Source organism: Paenibacillus sp. L3-i20, assembly GCF_022180385.2.
GTDB lineage: Bacteria > Bacillota > Bacilli > Paenibacillales > Paenibacillaceae > Pristimantibacillus.
Genome location: NZ_BQME02000001.1, coordinates 725,550 through 742,748, shown reverse-complemented (window position 1 = coordinate 742,748; position 17,199 = coordinate 725,550). Strand labels below are relative to the sequence as shown.

Sequence of the window (17,199 nt, the reverse complement as noted above, 5' to 3'; positions counted from 1 at the left end):
GAAACAATAAGTGTGTGAGACCACTTTATAGGAAAGGAGCACAGCCGATGGACTTTACACTTGGCGCGGACGAAGTTGTTCGTCGCATTAAGCATCTGCAAACGAGTGGAAGCTCGATCAGTAAAAAGCAAGTGAAGCAGAACGATCCAGAGTTAATGCGGAATGCGCTTTTTTATTTTCCTAGCTGGGAGCATGCATTAAAAAATGCAGATCAGCATTAAGTAGTTTCGATACATAAAGGAATAAATGACTGTAGTTAACCATGTGCGGCGATGCTATTATAAAGCGCTGTACATGGTTTTTTTCGATAATAGCCCTTTAAGGGATTATCTTGCCGAGTGTTAATTCGAAGAAACAGCTTTTCAAGTAGTGGAACTGAGCAATCCATAAGAAATTTCTTTTCACGATAACTGTTACAATGAAAGCAAGCATATCAAATCATTAATTGGAAGGATGATGAAACGTGGCAACGCTTATGCCTTTTTTATTTTCGGAGGATTCCAGAGCTCAAGCAAATTTCTACATGGAAGCGCTCGGAGGGCAGATTAACTCCATACAGACTCATGCTGAATCCCCAATGTCCAATGATGCAATTAAGGATAAAATTATGCATATGTGCTTTACCGCGGGAGGAGTAAGTTTCTTCATGGCTGATTCTTTAGAGCCACTTACGCGTGGGAATGGTATCAGTCTTAATCTAGAGTTCAAATCTGGAACTGAAGGAAGAAAAGCTTTCGATAATCTTGCTGAAGGCGGAACAGTAAGGCACCCGCTTGAACCAGTATTCTGGGGTGGTTTGTATGGGGATCTGGAAGATAAATACGGCGTCATGTGGATGATTAGTTGCGGGGCTGATACAGACTAAGGTACTTTACTTTTATAGTAAACTTTTACCTATCTAGATGCATGTGTATGTGATAATTTATAGTTACTATGTTTGGACCAAGAGAGGTTTGATACAAAATGACTATGAATATTGCAGAAATGCCATTAACGATAGCATCAGTTACCAAAAGTTTGCATGAAATAGGTGTGGTGGAGGGAATGACGCTTATTGTTCATTCTTCAATGAAGTCGATGAATCGATGGATTGTAGGAGGAGAATCTGCTATTGTATTGGCACTTGAGCAAGCTTTAGGGAATGATGGCACATTAGTAATGCCAACGCATACTCCGAATTTAACAGATCCATCTGGTTGGTGCAAACCACCCGTACCTGAACCATGGTGGAGCATAATTAAGACGGAGATGCCGCCTTTTGAGGTGGATTTAACACCATCAACCTCTATGGGAGCTATTGTGGAATGTTTCCGTAAGCAGAACGGTACACTTCGCAGCTCGCATCCACAGACATCTTTTGCAGCTCGTGGCAAACAAGCTAGCTTCATTACGGAGGAGCATTCCCTTCATTATGGAATAGGAGAGCAGTCTCCAATTGCACGTATTTACGACAAGGATGGTTGGGTGTTGCTGTTAGGTGTTGGATATAGCAATAATACCTCCCTTCATTTGTCGGAGCTTAGGGCAGATTATGCTTCAAAGGTGCACATGAAACAAGGAGCTCCTTGTGTTGTCGATGGCAAAAGAGAGTGGATTACGTTCGATGATTTGGATTTTGATTCAGATGATTTTGAAGCAATAGGCGAAGCGTTTGAACGCGAGACTAACGCAGTCAAGATAGGTAAGATTGGCGACGCAACTGTTCGGCTTATGCGTCAAAGAGATGTAGTGGATTTTGGAGTAAAGTGGATGGAAACTAACCGAAAATAGATCGTGTATAGAGAGAAAAGAAGACCCAAACGAAGGAAAGACCCAAGTTAAAGGACTAATTAGCCCCTGTACTTGGGTCTTCCATTTGCCTGCAAAAAAGTTAAGATGATGCCTTTACTTCTTTCCCTGTTTGCGTAGGAGTAACGGTATTGTTTGTACCCATTTTACTGCTGCCGTTAAAAATGCCACCCGATTCGATAATAAGTGATTGTGCGATTATGTTGCCATTCAATGTGCCCGTAGAGCATATCGTCAGCTTGCCTTTTACTTCTGCATGTCCGTTCAGTTTTCCCGCTAGTACTAGATCACGCGAAGAAACATTGGAGGTTACGCTGCCATTTTCACCAATGATGATATCTCCATCTGATATGATGTCTCCAATGATGGTTCCTTCAATACGAATGCTGGCTTCTGATTTGATATTCCCCTCAAATATTGTGCCTTCACCGATTAATGTATCCGTTGAATCGGGATTAATTTTGCCGCCGCTCTTACTTTTGAACATCGTTATTATCCTCTCTATCTTCTTTTATGTATGGTCGTGGATCAACCTGTGTACCATTAACGATTACTTCATAGTGCAGATGAGGCCCTGTACTTCTACCTGTGTTGCCTAATTCTCCAATGAGATCGCCTTTTGACACTTTATCTCCGACCTGAACTAACCTCTCATTAAGATGGAGATAGCGGGTTTCTATGCCACGGCCATGATCGATAATAATATTGTTTCCTTGCGGGTAATTATTTTCAGATAATGTGATGACACCATCAGCTGTCGCATAAATAGGGTCACCTCGATCACCTCCAAGGTCAAGACCAGTGTGCAACGAGCTCCTTCTAGAGAATGGATCTCGCCTGATGCCGAATGTGGATGTGATTTTCCGGGAATCTGCAGGCCAAATGGTTGGTGTTATATCTAAAATATGTTGATAATTTTTAATAGCTTCGATCGTTGCTTCTAAGCTGGGCCTCATTTTGTCCATTTCGAGTGATAAATTGGAGAGGTTTTGCGAAGTAAGCTCTACTGTGGAACCTGATCTATTGGTAGGTACAATAATTTCCTCACCGCCTGTACCGCCTTCAGCTTTCTCGATACTTGATGAAATTCGAACAGAAGATTTCTCGATACCTGCGATCTCTTTCAATTGAAGTTCGAGTTCTGAAATATTCGACAATTTAGTTTCTACTTGCTGGGCTTGCTCTGAGATAACGAGTAGATTCGTTTCTAACATCGATATTTGCTCATTTCGCTGCAGAAGTTGTTGCTTATAGTTTGCATCTGCCGTTTCCATTTGTGTCTTCAGTTTATTGAAATGAGATACCTTCCCCGTAAACAAAAGAGTGAAGAGGATCGAACAGACGACGAGTATTAAAATAATGACAGGAATTAGAATGAAGGTGAGTCCAGAAATGCGATAACGTTGGACAGTTTGATTCGCATCCGGAATAACGACGAATGTAAATCGTTTGGACATCCATTTCATATGTATCCTCCTAGAAATAATAAACGACATTTTCCCACCAGTTATTCGACATCCCCCGCCAAAATACCTTTATTTCGAGTAAATGTGAAATTCTCACAGGTTTAAAGTGCGTAGATGTAGGTTTATGTTCCAGCGAAAGAATTGGATTTACCTGTAGTCAGCAAAATGATAATCTATTGAAATGGAGTACATTTGACTATGAATATATGGCTTGAATGGAGGAGTTAACTGGATGATTAAATGGGATGGTCACACACATACTCGCTTTTGTTATCACGGGAATGATGCTATTCAAGAATTGTATTTGGACCGTGCAATTGAACTTGGTTTCGAACGCTACACAATAAGTGAACATCCACCGCTGCCTCAGGGTTGGATAGAAGATAAAAAGCTTTGGGACGAACTTGCGATGCCCGAAGAAGAGCTACCTGACTATATGGCGTATGTTAAGGAGATGAAGCGTCGTTACGAAGGGAAGATTGATGTTGCTGTAGGTCTCGAATTGGATTATTTGCCAGGTCAGTTGGACTATACAGAGCGAATTGTTGAGAAGTGGCATAAGGATTTGGAGGATGTTGTTTATTCGGTTCACTATTTACCGGGTATTGGCGGTACTCGCTGTATGGACTACAAAGCGGATGATTTCAAAACAAATATATTAGCTCATTACGGGACGATGGACAACGTCGTCAATGAATACTATGACCATGTTGAAGCAGCGATTGAATGGGCATCACAATTGCCTATGCGAAAGCGGATCGGACATATCAACCTGATCGAAAAGTTTCATCTAGAATTGCCGCCTATCGATGAAGCATTAATAAAGCGGAGATTGGAACGTATTTTGCCGCTGCTTGTTAAGTCGAATGTTGGAATAGATGTCAACACGGCTGGATTTCGCGTAGCAACATGCGGAAAGCCTTATGTACCAGAATGGTTTCTAGCTGAATGCAGAAAACTGGATATCCCTTGTGTTTATGGCTCGGATTCGCATAAGCCAGAGCAGGTTGGTTTCGGTTGGGAATGGTATGCAGAGCAAATGAGTCTCCCTAAATTATAGTAGCAGCTAACCATATAGATATATTTGCAATTAGAAGGATGGAGGTTGGAGAGAGTGGAGCAGCAAGTCAATCAAGAGAGATTAATGATAGAGTCGGTTCCATCTAATAACCTTGATCTGGCAATGTTAATAGAAAGATTGGATCATTACTTGCTTGAATTATATGTCCCTGAAGATATTAACGGGGTAGACTTCAATGATCCGAAGACGAAAGATATGATCTTTGTAGTTGCTTACTGGGATGGAGTTCCTGTTGGTTGTGGCGGAATTCGGCAACTTGATGCGAATACGGCGGAATTAAAAAGGTTTTTTGTCGAGTCTGCCATTAGACGTCAGGGCATTGCCGGGAAAGTATTAAAGTACTTGGAGCAATGTGCCGTTAAGCTTGGTTGTACGGTCATGAAACTTGAGACTGGTGCTCCTCAAGTAGAATCTGTTGCTTTTTATAAGAAGCAGGGCTTCTATGAGATTGAGCCATTTGGCGAATATGAAGAAAGCGAAGCGAGTTTATGTATGGAGAAACGAATTGAGGCGTTCCCGCAGTAGCATTGATAGATGTAGGGCTAATGAAATGAGATAGGAAGGTCAATATTGCAGATGCTGTTACATTAACGTAATGGACAAAAGTGTGACCTTCCTAATCTCAATTTGGTTTAACAGTTTACTGCTGACCGGCATTTCGTTCGAATGCGACAATCCATTCGCCTTTTGTTGCAGCATAGCCCGTGTCACCTTCAATGACTAATCCGAACAGATTTTTTACATCGAGAAATTCTCGTCGTGAGCCGTCATCGAATTCTAATGTAATGTAATAATAGGTACGGGATGAGCTCGATACATTGTTCATATTATTGTTATTATTGACGTGTCTAACATCCATACGTTTCGATATAATCCGTGCGTAATGATTTTCTTGCGGGGAGCTGGAATTGCGGAAGTGTTGCACAACTCTGTACACGATCGTCCCGGCAATAAACAAAAATATCAAAATAAATATAAATGGAAATATCGTGGTCATAAAATCAAATCCATTGCCGAATGAACTGGTGGGTCCCATTAACAAATCCTCCTTTTAATTAGCGAAACCATAAATCACGGAAACGCACCCAGCCCAGAGACTCAAGTGAAATACCTTGAACGGAGGGGTGGAAAGCAGTCTTAAGATGTTTACGATACAGAAATAACAAACTATGCCTCTTCACTAGCTCTTGCTCGATTTTAATAAACAGCTTAACTCGATTTCCAGCTTCCTTTTCTGATAAAATGCGATCTAATGCATCTTCCAGCTCGTGACTCAGTGTTGTAGGCATATGCTGTTGTATGCTCTTATACAGGTCAATGAGTCGCAATTCTCTGTGCTCGTCAAGCATGACAGCGAATAGGAGCAAATCGCTAGACATACGAGCATTTCCTTTAAACTGCTCGGCAGCAATCAAATGAATGTCTAAGATGATATCCTGTTCTTGAAGTAATTGCTTGAGAATAGCAGCATCATTCGCATATTGTGGAATCGTAGTTAGCGTCAAAACAAGCTTTTTACCCCTATCATTTGAATCAGTATCCTCCTCGTTAATTGCCGCGAATTGATCCTCATCATCTATACACTCATCCGTATCACCACTTTTGTCATGGAGCCAGAAGCTGGATGCAGACTCAATAACGTCACCTGAGAGCATTCGTAGCAGCTTGGGCCGGTTAAGTGCACGATCTAGAGTGGCACGAATCTCGGGGCTCGTGAGCGGTCCTTCCTTCAATTCATTCACCGTCAAAAATTTGCATGTCGTTCCTGATTGTCTTACTTGTTGCCACTCGCTTCCAGCCATATCAGATATACGAACGTTGTGCATGACCTGAAACTTTTGGAGTTCGACAGTTGGTTCATCCTCCTGCTCGTTAGCGATGGGCATCGTCCATATTTCTACACGATCGAGGAAAGCTCTACCTTGGAAATAGGAAGGGAAAGCCTCGAGTGTCCATATCCCTTGTTCATTGGAAAGAAGACGAAAAGGTCCTGTTCCGATAGGAGATTTGCCAGCTTCACCGAATCGTTCTCCTTCCGCTAAGCAAATATCTTGTGGCACGATGGAGGCGCGATTAGTAGTCAGGAAGGAGAGGAACACTTCATTACGCTCCTTCAACCTAATGCTAATGGTCGTGTCATCTGGTGTTATCATGGATTCGATCCCATTGTATACCCCGCTGTACAATCCATTGGGTGCAAGTTTACGCAGTCGCTGTAGGGAAAACATAACATCAGAAGCTAACATTTCTCTTCCATGATGGAAAAGGACACCTTTTCGCAGATAAAAGGTCCACTCCGTCCTATCCTCATTAACTTCCCAAGCATGAGCAAGATGGGGAAGGATAGATTCCCCCTTATCATCCATTCGAACTAAACTATCAAATAATTGATTTACGAAATGTGATTCACCGAAATAATGAATTCGAGCAGGATCAAGACTATTGATCATGCCTGGAAGGGGGAAGCGAAGTGTGTCCATTCGCCGGTTGCCCTCCACTTCTGTACGGAATCCAAACTGTCCCGTGAGCCATTCTTGAAACTGTTCTTGCAGCGTATGTCCTGCCTGCTGCTGCTGAATCATTGTTAATGCAGTTTGCAGATCACCTCTTAGAACAAGTTCCTTCGCTTCATCCAAAAGAAGCTTCTCCATTGAAGCGATAAAAGTGAGTGAAGAACGATTTCCTCTTCCCCGTCTAGGTGACCAAACAATCCAGCCTTCTTGAACCATTCGTTTCAACAAGAGTACCATATTGCGATGGGTACATTGGAGCGTTTCAGCCAGCTCTGCTGTTGTAATTTCCAGTCCTTCTCCATCTACGGCCTGTGGGTAGGATCGTCGCAACATAAAATAATGCCGCCTTATTTTCATATCGGTTCCTTTCATAATCAAAAATATGAAATTCCAAAAATGTAACTTACACTTTTTGTTCTTATTTTATAGGTTACAATAAAAGTAGAAAAAAACAAAGGAGTGTTCAGCTATGAGAGATCCAGCGCCTTGGCAGAAGAGATATGTGACAATGTGGTTAATGGCCTTATTTCTAGGACTGATCGGCCAATATTTATTTGTCGCTAGACCAGCTGGCGTATCGATGATGCTGTTCGCACTGGGGTTCTATACATTATTTTTTTATTCGATCAAAGGAAGAATCGGTGGTTTTGACAAGTGGAGAGGACAATCGAAATTAGGTTGGCTGCTGCTCATACCAATTGCTCTTCTTTCTTTGAGTTATGCTCTATTTGCGAATGAAGTGTTCCGGGCACTTAATTGGATTGCTTTGCCGATTCTAGTCGTCACACAAACGATGCTGCTAACAAGAGGAGCATCGCAACCATGGAACCGTATCGTGTTTTATTTCGAGTTATTAAAACAATGGTTAATTACACCTTTTGTCCATTTGTCGATACCGTTTGGTATAACAGCAGATTGGGTACGTTCAGAAGAGGGGACTGCTAAACCTAATTCAAATGCAAGAAAGATTGGATTTGGCCTAATTCTTGCAGCACCACTGCTCATTATCGTTCTTACACTGCTTGCGTCTGCTGATGGCATATTCATGTCCTGGCTTAATGTGATCCCGACTGGGTTAAACGGTGAAGTTTTTGGAACTGCTGTTATGCGTGTATTAGCAGGTGCCTTTATAGCGCTTTATACCTTTTGTTATATTTGGGGTCTTCTCTTTCGGAAACCGAAGCAACCAGATGCCATCGGTTTTCAAAATGATCCAGTATGGCATGTAAAAACCGGGAAACCATCCGAACCTGCAGCTTTAGATCCGATTACAGCGATAACTGTGCTAATATGTGTCAATATTGTTTATATGGTGTTTGCTGCAATTCAATTTACTTATTTGTTTGGCGCTGCTGAAGGGTTATTGCCTGACGGGACGGCATATGCAGAATATGCTCGCAGAGGATTCGCTGAACTTGTACTAATTGCGATATTAAATATTGCAATATTGCTTGTTGGCTTACATTTTATTAAATCCGGTGGTGTTTGGCTGCAACGTATTCGCAAAGTACTGCTTAGCCTTCTTATGGGTTGTACCCTCGTGATGCTGATTTCGGCCTATAGCCGATTGTCGCTTTATGAGGAAGCATACGGCTACACAACTCTTCGCCTGCTCGTACATGGATTTATGATTTTTCTAGCCGTGCTTATGATCGTCTCCCTTGGGCGTATCTGGTATGGCAGGTTCTCTCTAGCGAAAGTTTATATTGTTTTGGCGATTATAGCGTACGTTATCATGAACTATGCCAACCTCGATGTTCGAATAGCAACGAACAATATTGAGCGATACGAACGAACAGGTGTAATCGATGTTTCTTACTTAGGTATGTTATCTGCCGATGCTGGTCCAACATTAATAAAGTTTTATAAAGAGAATCCTGAGTTAACGGAGTTAGAAGAAGTTATAAAGCAATTGCGTCTTGAAGCGCGTGAAAGGAATCATTGGCAATCTTGGAGCTTGGCGAAGGAGCGTATGAAGGAATAGAAATTAGTTAAAGGATGAAAGAGGTCAGGCAATATGAGTCGAACAAAACGTTGGTTTTTTATATACATTCCGTCTTTTATCGTTGTCGTATTTTTATTTCTCCATTTCGAAAATAATGCTATCGGCGTTACGAACTTCAAAATAAGCACAAACAAACTGCCGAGTGGTGCAGAAAGTTTTAAAATTGTTCAGCTTTCGGATCTTCAAAGTAAACAATTCGGAAAGAACCAGAAGCCGTTGCTTGAAAAGGTCGATCGGCTAGATCCTGATATTATCGTAGTGACGGGTGACTTGGTAGATGGCAATCATTACGATGAAGAAGCTAGCTTATCGATGATGTTAGGTGTAGCAGAAATTGCACCTGTTTATTTCATCGTTGGCAATCATGAATTTGCCGTTCCAAGCTACCCTATGCTTGAGAAGAAACTTATTGATGCGGGAGTTATCGTTCTTCGAAATGCACATGAGGTAATCCCGTTAGGCGATGGAGTCATTCGATTAATCGGGGTTGATGATCCAATGTTCAATCAGGAGAAAGATGGAGATGTGGATAAGATAGAAGCACATTTGGATGAGGCAATTGAGGGATTGGGTCATCCTGAGGCGTATACGGTGCTATTGTCGCATAGACCGGAACTGTTTGATGTTTATGCACAATACAACATGGATCTGAGTTTAACGGGACATGCACATGGCGGGCAAATTAGAATTCCGTTTGTGGGTGGAATGTTTGCACCTGGCCAAGGCTGGTGGCCTAAATATTTTGAAGGGATTCACGAAAGTGGACAATCTTCAATGATCGTTAGCCGAGGCCTTGGTAATAGTTCATTCTCTCAACGACTATTTAATCGTCCAGAAATTGTTGTTGTAGAATTGAAACGCCCATAAAAAAAGGCTATCGATTATGTTGGAAAAGCCAACTCGTTCACTCACTCCGCAACATATGCTATTACTATTAGACTTACTATTTTATTATAGGAAGCAGATGGTGATATGCCCTACTGTTGCGGAGGGGTGCGAATTGATAGAAATGAAGGTACTATCATTGTAGGAAACATATGGGAATTTAGATCAAATAGCAATTCGATTACTGGAGCAGCGGCTGCTGCGGGGGAACGAACTGTTACTGAGGAAGAAGCGGTAAAGAGAAGGCAGGAAGAGCGTAGACGTGCGAAGCGGGAGCGTAACCGCAAGTGCCGTCGTCGGTGTGAGCGGAAATGTATACGCCGTTGTAGACGCCTATGCGAGCATAAGGGCAAGCATAGAAAGTGTCGGTGCCGTTGTAAATGTTAGACAAAAAAAGTGACCCACTGCAACGGGCAGCGGGTCTAAAGGTTTATATTTATAAAAAGGGGGTCGAGTTCTATTATATCCCCTTTCCATTAAGAGCTGATGAAAGTTATATTTCAATTGCATTACAAATGGTGGATTCATTACACCAATAGGACCTATTTTATGTAAATGAGTCCTGCTGGTTACTTCTCATTAATATTTATTTTGCAGCGAATGATCACGAAGAACCTTCCATTGCATAAGCAGGGAGTCAAGCTCAACAATAACCTCTTCAATTTCATGAGGAAATAACATTTGCCCACCATTAGCCCCTATTGAAGTTAAACGCGAGATAGCCCCAGTAACCTCTAATTGTTTAGGTAGACCAGACTTCATTATTTGCAGCAACTCAGTAATACTTTCACTTTTTTTCTCGACGGCTATAGTGGCTGTCTGCATAAATTGTTGTTCCGTTGTAGAAGCAGTTGGACTCGAATCACTAGATAATTGATTGCTTTGAGCTGGTTTATTTGTTGTCTTCTGCTCAGCAGACGGCTTTGCTCGTTCCTTACGATTTTGCTCATAGACAGACCATGTTTCGATAAGGCCGCTCCCTGTCTTTAACAACAGCTTTTCTTTTGTACTCTCTGAAATCGTTTTATCTTTAAATAGCTTAGCGATCTTCTTCACATCGCTTACGGGAAGCTCATCTCTTGCAGCAATTAGTGCAAGCGGGTCACGGTGCTCCATAGGAAGATCCTTGAGGGGGATAAGTTGATCCTCAGTAAGCTTATTTTTCCGAATATCGGTTCCACTTACGATAAGTTTTTTAACTGCATTGTTGAATTTTAGAAGCTCACATTTGTTTTTGATATAGCCCTCAGGCTTGCCAAGCTTAGCGGCTAGAAATTTAATAGAGCTTCTAAATCTTGAGTCGTTCATCAACTTGTCAAAAGCTTCTGCTTCTTCGATCGGGGAGAACCCTTCTCTTGTTAAATTTTCTGCAATTTGCTCCAAATAAATTTCCATCTCATCCGTCACATTAGATACGATGCAAGGAATAGTTGTGCGACCTAACATCTGGGAAGCTTTATAACGACGATTTCCGTAAATAATTTTGTAACGGCCGTCATTTCCCGTTCTTACTTTTATAGGTGAGAGTAAGCCAAGCTCCTCAATGCTTTGCATTAGCTCCTGCAATGCTTCCTCATCAAACTGATATCTAGGCTGATCCTTATCTTCATCGATAAGTGTTATGGGGATTTCAATAACGTCCATTCCGATTCTCCTATCACTTCTGTAGTTAACGCCTTTGAAGCGTTCAGTCCGGTGGGACGTCCTTATTATATAATAGGATCAATTCGATATGTAGCATATTTTGCGTTATTGAATCACTTTTTGGAAACATTTTCATTTAACTTTCGTCTATTTGTAGTGTAATGATCACTTTAAATAGGTGGTGCGTTTATGAATAAACAATTGATTTATTTGATCATCATATCCATTTGTATCATTATGTTATTAATTTTCCCTACGCTTAAAAAAGATGCTGATGGAGGAAAGTCGACATCACCAATTGAATCTGTAGAACCATCTGCTACAGCAGGAGCAACTGAGATACAGGAAGCTATAGTTAGCCAATCAAAGGCGGGCAGCCCCGAACAATTAAATAATTACCCTCAATTGAATGTGGATTCAGAAAATATTGACGGGGGCTTTAAGCTGAAGATCGATGATGGATCACTGTTAGCTAATAGTGTAGCAGAAGATTCTTTTGGCGATATGGTCGTTCATTTGGTTGAGCGCCAATTATCTTCGCTAGATGAATCAAGTGCAATGAAGCTGCGGTATGATTTAGTTGTTGTCCATCCTGAACAAAAGGATATGAAAGTATATCCGGCTTACATAGTGGATTATGGCAATGAAGCAATTAGTCATAAGTTAAAAATAATAGATGACAAACAAGTTATGTTTATTAAACGCACCGTTGAAAACGGTTCGCTGATTTATGATTTGGTAATTATGGATTTAGAAATGGGTGGGGTTAATAGAGCCTTCCCGGTATTCTGGAAAGTTGATTTGGATAGTGAAGAGTATAACGAAGATTTTCTTGTTAGTGCCCATTATGCATATAGCAATGACAATACCACTTCACAAATGTTGCTTACAACTTTTTTGGGTAAAACATGGCTGTTTGATTTCGACACATTAAAGGTTGTACATGGCGGGAGCAATATGTATCCTGCTTATGGAGATATAGGCAGTAAAGCTCCAAGAGCGCTCATCTATCCTGCGCCTAATTTAGATAGATTCGTATATCAATTCATTGAAAGTAATCAAATTACGACCTCTAATCACTTTGCGCTGGTGGCTACGTTGAACAGAGAAGTAATGAATACGATGAGTATCGATAACGCGATGGCTCTCACTGATCCTGGTATTGTATGGAATGCAGAGGGAACTCGATTTTTTCAAGAATATGCAGAGAGTGGCAGTGGAAAAGGTGTTGGTTTTGATAACTCATATATGGTGTTTGCTGAATCAATTAACTTTTATGACCGAAATGGTGACTTAACTCGAACATTGAAGCCAGCGTCGTCCTCTGGAGAAAAGATGAATGTATATAATTGGCTTGATGAAGAGCGAGTATTGATTGAAACCTATTCATTACTTCCGACAGTAGTCAGTGAATTACATAAAGGGAAAGTGATATATAAGGAATATAATCTTCAATCAGGCAAGCTGACGACGTACAAAAATGTTGAAGATATTACGGAGCTTGCAAGCCCAAAGCTTGTTTTGTTACATAAAGGACAGACATTTGATTCTAAGTCGTTTGTATGGATCGATCAGACAAGCAAGCGGGTTTGGTCCCCTGATATGAAAGGGCAAACATTCAGTTCGAATGGACAGTTGTATATACAGCATAATTCAGAGGTATCTCAAATGTTGTTCCGCTGGAATGAGGAACTTAAACAATTAGAATGGGTTGCTGATGAGATAGGTATGGACTTGCGAACGGTAAGTGGAGATTGGCTTATTTATAGCGAAAGAAGTAGTAATAATTTTTTATACAAAAAATTTTCTGTGGAAGTTAAGCAAAATGCGGATGGATTTCCTATATTGCCATTAGGAGCTTTCGATTGGGTCTCATCTGGGAGAGAATGGTGGAACGATTCCAGAGATGATAGAGTTCAGGAGTCAAAAGAACAATCCGTTCGTATGGAAGGGAGGAGCAGATACGGCAAGCTGAAATTACGTTCTTTAACGGGGGAGAAGTCATCGAAGGAAGTTACTTCTTATATGTATTATGGTGACTACGAGATAGAGTTTACGAATGTCCAAGGGAAGAGGCATGTTTTGGGAGAGCTTAAGCAGTTGGAGCTAAAGTTAGCATCGCCAAAGCAGAATATACGCGTCATCCCTTTCGAGGGGTACGATTTGTTGCTACTTCAAACGATTGAATTCCCATTCAGCGAGATACATGGTAGAAGCACTAATAAGCTATACGCATATGTTATTACTAGAGAGGGGCAAGCTTTCCCATTGAAGTTTCAATATGCCTCCGCTGATGGAATGACGAACCTGGATATGATTGGAATTGAACAAAAGGGTCCAATTGAAATTCGAGAGGAAGCGCTCATCGTTGAGTCATATGTTGGCAATTTACCGCATGAACTGGAATGGAAATTAGATATTAAGGAACGTATGTTTAATTTAACGAGTTTACATAATCGGTTAGCCGAATATGAATCAATTGGACGGATAACCGAACTTTATTCGTATCGATTAGGACATACATTGGGCTTGGATATGGCCGATTCAACGGATGAACATATGAATGAGGATCAGCTTCGTGCCCTGTATACGGAATCCGCATGGAACAACCCTGGTTTTCAAATATTGAAATCTGATTTTGATGCGAGCGCAGCCGTAGGGGAGCCAACTAGAGCTTTCCCATATCAACCTGTAGGTGCGAGAGTTGATGAATATGGAAACATTCGTGTTACTTTCGCAATTAATTTAGTGAATGCTGTTGGGGTAGCAGCCTATTTAGAAGCTATCTTAAAGCTCGAAGATTATGAGTGGAGATTTTACGACTTTGGTGCTCTTGAGACAGAGCGTACTGATTATCTTCAAAGTTTAAACGGATTGCTCATTAAGGATGATCTTGTGCATTGAAATGGGCAGATATTTTACATGTAATGCAGTAGATACCAATTGAGGTGAGGCTCCTGTTACAACCGTTATCGGTTTTAGCATGGGGCTTTTTCTATTTTTCAAAGTCTGTTTACTCCTGTTTCAAAATAGTAGTATGCGGTTATATATGTATCAAGCAAGCGAAAATGATACAAACAAGCAAACGATTTTAGAAAAACGAAAGAAGGTGATTCCAATGTTAGGTTGGACATTAATGTTCTTCCTACTAGCCATTGTGGCCGGGATATTCGGATTTATGGGTATCGCATCCACCTTAGCAGGGATAGCCAAGATACTATTCGTCATATTCATCATATTGTTCTTGGCATCTTTAATTCTTGGCAGAAGGCGAGTGTAGTTTTAAGCTAAGCCACTAGGAATGAGTTAGTTACAACGAAGAACCACATGCAATCATTTACCATCAAAACTATATTTGGAGGGATTTACTATGAAAACGACAAATACTGAGATGACAAAGGTGCATACCGTGATGACTACTGCTGAAGTACAGAAGCAGGTGCTCGAATTCCAAAGAGAAGGTTATCATGAGGATCGTATATTTGTACTAACACATGACAAAACAAGAACTAAACGTATTGTGGAGCGAACGGATGCGGAACAGATTGGTATAGCAGAAGAAGGACTTGGTACAGCGATAGCGAACTTATTCCGATCCCATGGTGACGAGCTTAGGGCAAAGATGAGGTCATTAGGTATATCCAAACAAGAAGCGGAGCGTTTGGAAGAGGAAATGGACCGTGACCGAATAGTCGTCATCGCATGGGGCGGCAGGGAATACTTGGACGATGATTATGATCGTGATGTCTACTTCCATCCCTATATGATGTATCATAATGGACAACCTCCTATTAAATAACTTGAAATAGCCTACCTTACAGGGTAGGCTATACCTGTCTCTATTCTAGTAAGTTGTCATAGGAGGACAAGCAGATGAGTATAATCATTGTAGATGATAATGTAACAAATCAGTTGATTATTAAGACGATACTAAATAAAGCAGGCTATTCCAATCTACTGATCGCTTCTTCGGGAAGGGAACTGTATGATCTACTCCATATAGACACTCCTTGCCGATTAGTAGAAGGAGTAGATTTAATATTAATGGATATGATGATGCCAGGTATCGATGGTCTTGAAGCTTGTAGACGTATTCAAACGGAGGATCGTTACCGTGATGTACCGATTATTTTCGTCACAGCAGTAGGCGATTCCAACAAGCTGGCTGAAGCACTTGATGCTGGCGCTACTGATTATGTCATGAAGCCGATCAACAAGCTGGAGCTGCTGGCACGTATGCGCTCAGCGCTGCGTTTGAAACATGAGAAGGATTGGCATAAGGAGCGTGATAAACGTATCAAATATGAGCTTGATTTAGCAAAACAAGTGCAGCGCAGCGTACTTAGTGCACCAATTGAGGATGAGAATGTACATATTGAAGCGGTATATCAGCCATCATTTGAGCTGGCTGGAGATTATTATGCATGGTTCCGCATCGACGAACGTCGTTATGGCGTTATGCTGCTGGATATGATGGGACATGGTATTTCGTCTTCCTTAGTATGTATGTTTATTTCATCGGTGCTTAAGGACATGATTACTCGTGTAACAGATCCAGAGAAGGTGATGAGAGAACTCAATCGTTACATGGGACAATTATACCGCTCGGACGAATTACTTAATTATTACTTTACTTCGATCTTTGTCGTTGTAGATACAGAGAGCAAGCGGATTGATTACGTCAATGCGGGACATCCACCTGGTCTTGTCATTACGGAAACGGGTGCAACATTGCTTGAACCAACTGCTCCTGCAATAGGGTTGTTTGATAACATCGAAGTTACAAAAGGAACGGTCAGCTATGAAGGAAAAACATCTATTATTCTTTATACAGATGGTTTGCTAGAAGAAATGAGTGAAAGTGATGATGCAGCGCGCAGAGGAAAGATCGTTGATCTAACCAGAACCTTCGCATCCAAAAGCCCCTCAGAAATCGTCGACGAGTTGTCGAGTGGTACACATAGCAGTTCGCAGCGTGATGATATTTGTATGGTTCGAATTACGGTCAAATAAAGGGATAAAGAATGTACCGCATTTTTTCTTGAGCAATGTCTAAGGATGGCTGTTTCAAATGTCGCGAATTGGTTTATACAATAATATAGTGACAATGAATCGCTAATTGTAGGGAGGGCGTTAAGATGAAAATAATCATTCTAATCACCTTGATAATAAGCGGTATGATGGGTGGATATGCGGTACATCATAATTCTACTAATCTACAGAGTCATGTAAACGCAACAAATGTAACAAATGCATCAAATGTAACAAAAATTACTGACAAAATAGAGATTGCACCAAATGAATTTTCTACTGACGCGATTCTTGCGAAAGAAAATGTAAAAGAGCAAAGCAAACTTAAGAAACAGTTCAAGCTGAAAAATGTGAATGGCTTAGATTTGTACGACAGCCCTAAATCGATGATAAAGAAGCTGGGCCAACCAGATGATATACAACAGGATGAATTGTTTGCTGAAATTGATATTTATTATTACCCTTCAATGAGAGTCGCTTTCTCTGACGATATGATCAGATATGTTGAATATGACGGCGATATTGGGGAATTGGTAATCGACAATGTTCCGGTTACTGCAACGATTGATGCTATTAAGTCCGCACTTGGCGAACCGAATTACGTAACTGACGACGGCATCGTGTTTCAACGAGATGAAGCTTTGTTGAAGCTTTTTATAAACAGCGACACTGGGAAATTGGAGTTTATTAGTTATTATCATTTGGCATCCGTTTAGTATAAACAACATATGTAAACCTTGTCTTAGCAGATATAACTTGTTACATTGAATGTATATGAAATAGAGC

General features: G+C 41.0%; 17 protein-coding genes. 12 read left to right on the top strand and 5 right to left on the bottom strand.

From position 1 onward, the window contains the following. Positions 1-47 precede the first annotated feature (47 nt). From MFF31_RS03695 to MFF31_RS03685, 3 genes are all read left to right on the top strand, one after another. Positions 48-221 carry a hypothetical protein gene (locus MFF31_RS03695; protein ID WP_238186769.1) on the top strand — a complete coding sequence of 58 codons (174 nt, stop codon included), beginning with the start codon at positions 48-50 and terminating at the stop codon, positions 219-221. A gap of 242 nt (positions 222-463) precedes the next feature. Beyond that, positions 464-865: a VOC family protein gene (locus MFF31_RS03690; RefSeq protein ID WP_238186768.1), complete on the top strand. Its 402-nt coding sequence runs from the start codon at positions 464-466 to the stop codon at positions 863-865. Positions 866-963: 98 nt separating this feature from the next. Then, positions 964-1,770 (top strand): AAC(3) family N-acetyltransferase, encoded by an 807-nt coding sequence (locus tag MFF31_RS03685; RefSeq protein ID WP_309296659.1) that lies wholly within the window; start codon positions 964-966, stop codon positions 1,768-1,770. 100 nt (positions 1,771-1,870) lie between these two features. On the opposite strand, the gene MFF31_RS03680 is transcribed toward MFF31_RS03685, so the two are convergent. Both MFF31_RS03680 and MFF31_RS03675 read right to left on the bottom strand, forming a co-directional pair. After that, positions 1,871-2,275: a bactofilin family protein gene (locus MFF31_RS03680; protein ID WP_238186767.1), complete on the bottom strand. Its 405-nt coding sequence runs from the start codon at positions 2,273-2,275 to the stop codon at positions 1,871-1,873. Further along, positions 2,262-3,254: a M23 family metallopeptidase gene (locus MFF31_RS03675; RefSeq protein ID WP_238186766.1), complete on the bottom strand. Its 993-nt coding sequence runs from the start codon at positions 3,252-3,254 to the stop codon at positions 2,262-2,264. Before MFF31_RS03675 ends, MFF31_RS03680 begins: the two co-directional genes overlap by 14 nt. 232 nt (positions 3,255-3,486) lie before the next feature. Here MFF31_RS03675 and hisJ point away from each other — a divergent pair, with 232 nt between their 5' ends. Together hisJ and MFF31_RS03665 are read left to right on the top strand one after the other, a co-directional pair. Continuing rightward, entirely contained in the window at positions 3,487-4,314 is an 828-nt protein-coding gene (gene hisJ, locus MFF31_RS03670) for a histidinol-phosphatase HisJ (protein WP_238186765.1), read from the top strand. A 54-nt stretch (positions 4,315-4,368) separates the two neighbouring features. After that, positions 4,369-4,860, top strand: coding sequence for a GNAT family N-acetyltransferase (locus MFF31_RS03665; protein ID WP_309296658.1), 492 nt, complete (start codon positions 4,369-4,371; stop codon positions 4,858-4,860). 115 nt (positions 4,861-4,975) lie between these two features. On the opposite strand, the gene MFF31_RS03660 is transcribed toward MFF31_RS03665, so the two are convergent. Both MFF31_RS03660 and MFF31_RS03655 read right to left on the bottom strand, forming a co-directional pair. After that, the gene (locus tag MFF31_RS03660; RefSeq protein ID WP_238186764.1) at positions 4,976-5,371 is read right to left on the bottom strand and encodes a DUF2500 domain-containing protein; all 396 of its coding nucleotides are present in this window, start codon (positions 5,369-5,371) and stop codon (positions 4,976-4,978) included. A gap of 19 nt (positions 5,372-5,390) precedes the next feature. After that, a complete protein-coding gene (locus tag MFF31_RS03655) occupies positions 5,391-7,181 on the bottom strand; it encodes an ABC transporter substrate-binding protein (protein WP_238186763.1) in 1,791 nt (596 codons plus the stop codon). A gap of 136 nt (positions 7,182-7,317) precedes the next feature. Here MFF31_RS03655 and MFF31_RS03650 point away from each other — a divergent pair, with 136 nt between their 5' ends. Beyond that, positions 7,318-8,832: a DUF4153 domain-containing protein gene (locus MFF31_RS03650; RefSeq protein ID WP_238186762.1), complete on the top strand. Its 1,515-nt coding sequence runs from the start codon at positions 7,318-7,320 to the stop codon at positions 8,830-8,832. 33 nt (positions 8,833-8,865) lie between these two features. After that, the gene (locus MFF31_RS03645; protein ID WP_238186761.1) at positions 8,866-9,720 is read left to right on the top strand and encodes a metallophosphoesterase; all 855 of its coding nucleotides are present in this window, start codon (positions 8,866-8,868) and stop codon (positions 9,718-9,720) included. A gap of 597 nt (positions 9,721-10,317) precedes the next feature. Here MFF31_RS03645 and MFF31_RS03640 read toward each other — a convergent pair. Next, entirely contained in the window at positions 10,318-11,382 is a 1,065-nt protein-coding gene (locus MFF31_RS03640; protein WP_238186760.1) for a ParB/RepB/Spo0J family partition protein, read from the bottom strand. Between the two features lie 189 nt (positions 11,383-11,571). On the opposite strand from MFF31_RS03640, the gene MFF31_RS03635 reads away from it, so the two are divergent. The 5 genes from MFF31_RS03635 to MFF31_RS03615 all read left to right on the top strand — a co-directional run bounded on the left by MFF31_RS03635 (position 11,572) and on the right by MFF31_RS03615 (position 17,129). Continuing rightward, a complete protein-coding gene (locus MFF31_RS03635) occupies positions 11,572-14,286 on the top strand; it encodes a hypothetical protein (protein ID WP_238186759.1) in 2,715 nt (904 codons plus the stop codon). Between the two features lie 214 nt (positions 14,287-14,500). Beyond that, on the top strand, positions 14,501-14,662 hold the full coding sequence (locus MFF31_RS03630; protein WP_238188475.1) for a DUF1328 domain-containing protein: 162 nt from the start codon (positions 14,501-14,503) through the stop codon (positions 14,660-14,662). Positions 14,663-14,752: 90 nt separating this feature from the next. Beyond that, the gene (locus MFF31_RS03625) at positions 14,753-15,181 is read left to right on the top strand and encodes a YflT domain-containing protein (protein ID WP_238186758.1); all 429 of its coding nucleotides are present in this window, start codon (positions 14,753-14,755) and stop codon (positions 15,179-15,181) included. Between the two features lie 74 nt (positions 15,182-15,255). Beyond that, positions 15,256-16,395 (top strand): SpoIIE family protein phosphatase, encoded by a 1,140-nt coding sequence (locus tag MFF31_RS03620; protein WP_238186757.1) that lies wholly within the window; start codon positions 15,256-15,258, stop codon positions 16,393-16,395. Positions 16,396-16,520: 125 nt separating this feature from the next. Then, on the top strand, positions 16,521-17,129 hold the full coding sequence (locus tag MFF31_RS03615) for a hypothetical protein (protein WP_238186756.1): 609 nt from the start codon (positions 16,521-16,523) through the stop codon (positions 17,127-17,129). Positions 17,130-17,199: the final 70 nt, after the last annotated feature.

What these genes read in the sequence shown, in the direction of transcription:
- MFF31_RS03695 (WP_238186769.1), top strand. Translation starts at nt 48, where the DNA reads ATGGACTTTACACTTGGCGCGGACGAAGTTGTTCGTCGCATTAAGCAT.
- MFF31_RS03615 (WP_238186756.1), top strand. Translation starts at nt 16,521, where the DNA reads ATGAAAATAATCATTCTAATCACCTTGATAATAAGCGGTATGATGGGT.
- MFF31_RS03645 (WP_238186761.1), top strand. Translation starts at nt 8,866, where the DNA reads ATGAGTCGAACAAAACGTTGGTTTTTTATATACATTCCGTCTTTTATC.
- MFF31_RS03625 (WP_238186758.1), top strand. Translation starts at nt 14,753, where the DNA reads ATGAAAACGACAAATACTGAGATGACAAAGGTGCATACCGTGATGACT.
- MFF31_RS03680 (WP_238186767.1), bottom strand. Translation starts at nt 2,275, where the DNA reads ATGTTCAAAAGTAAGAGCGGCGGCAAAATTAATCCCGATTCAACGGAT.
- MFF31_RS03655 (WP_238186763.1), bottom strand. Translation starts at nt 7,181, where the DNA reads ATGTTGCGACGATCCTACCCACAGGCCGTAGATGGAGAAGGACTGGAA.
- MFF31_RS03660 (WP_238186764.1), bottom strand. Translation starts at nt 5,371, where the DNA reads ATGGGACCCACCAGTTCATTCGGCAATGGATTTGATTTTATGACCACG.
- MFF31_RS03635 (WP_238186759.1), top strand. Translation starts at nt 11,572, where the DNA reads ATGAATAAACAATTGATTTATTTGATCATCATATCCATTTGTATCATT.
- MFF31_RS03640 (WP_238186760.1), bottom strand. Translation starts at nt 11,382, where the DNA reads ATGGACGTTATTGAAATCCCCATAACACTTATCGATGAAGATAAGGAT.
- hisJ (WP_238186765.1), top strand. Translation starts at nt 3,487, where the DNA reads ATGATTAAATGGGATGGTCACACACATACTCGCTTTTGTTATCACGGG.
- MFF31_RS03685 (WP_309296659.1), top strand. Translation starts at nt 964, where the DNA reads ATGACTATGAATATTGCAGAAATGCCATTAACGATAGCATCAGTTACC.
- MFF31_RS03650 (WP_238186762.1), top strand. Translation starts at nt 7,318, where the DNA reads ATGAGAGATCCAGCGCCTTGGCAGAAGAGATATGTGACAATGTGGTTA.
- MFF31_RS03620 (WP_238186757.1), top strand. Translation starts at nt 15,256, where the DNA reads ATGAGTATAATCATTGTAGATGATAATGTAACAAATCAGTTGATTATT.
- MFF31_RS03630 (WP_238188475.1), top strand. Translation starts at nt 14,501, where the DNA reads ATGTTAGGTTGGACATTAATGTTCTTCCTACTAGCCATTGTGGCCGGG.
- MFF31_RS03675 (WP_238186766.1), bottom strand. Translation starts at nt 3,254, where the DNA reads ATGAAATGGATGTCCAAACGATTTACATTCGTCGTTATTCCGGATGCG.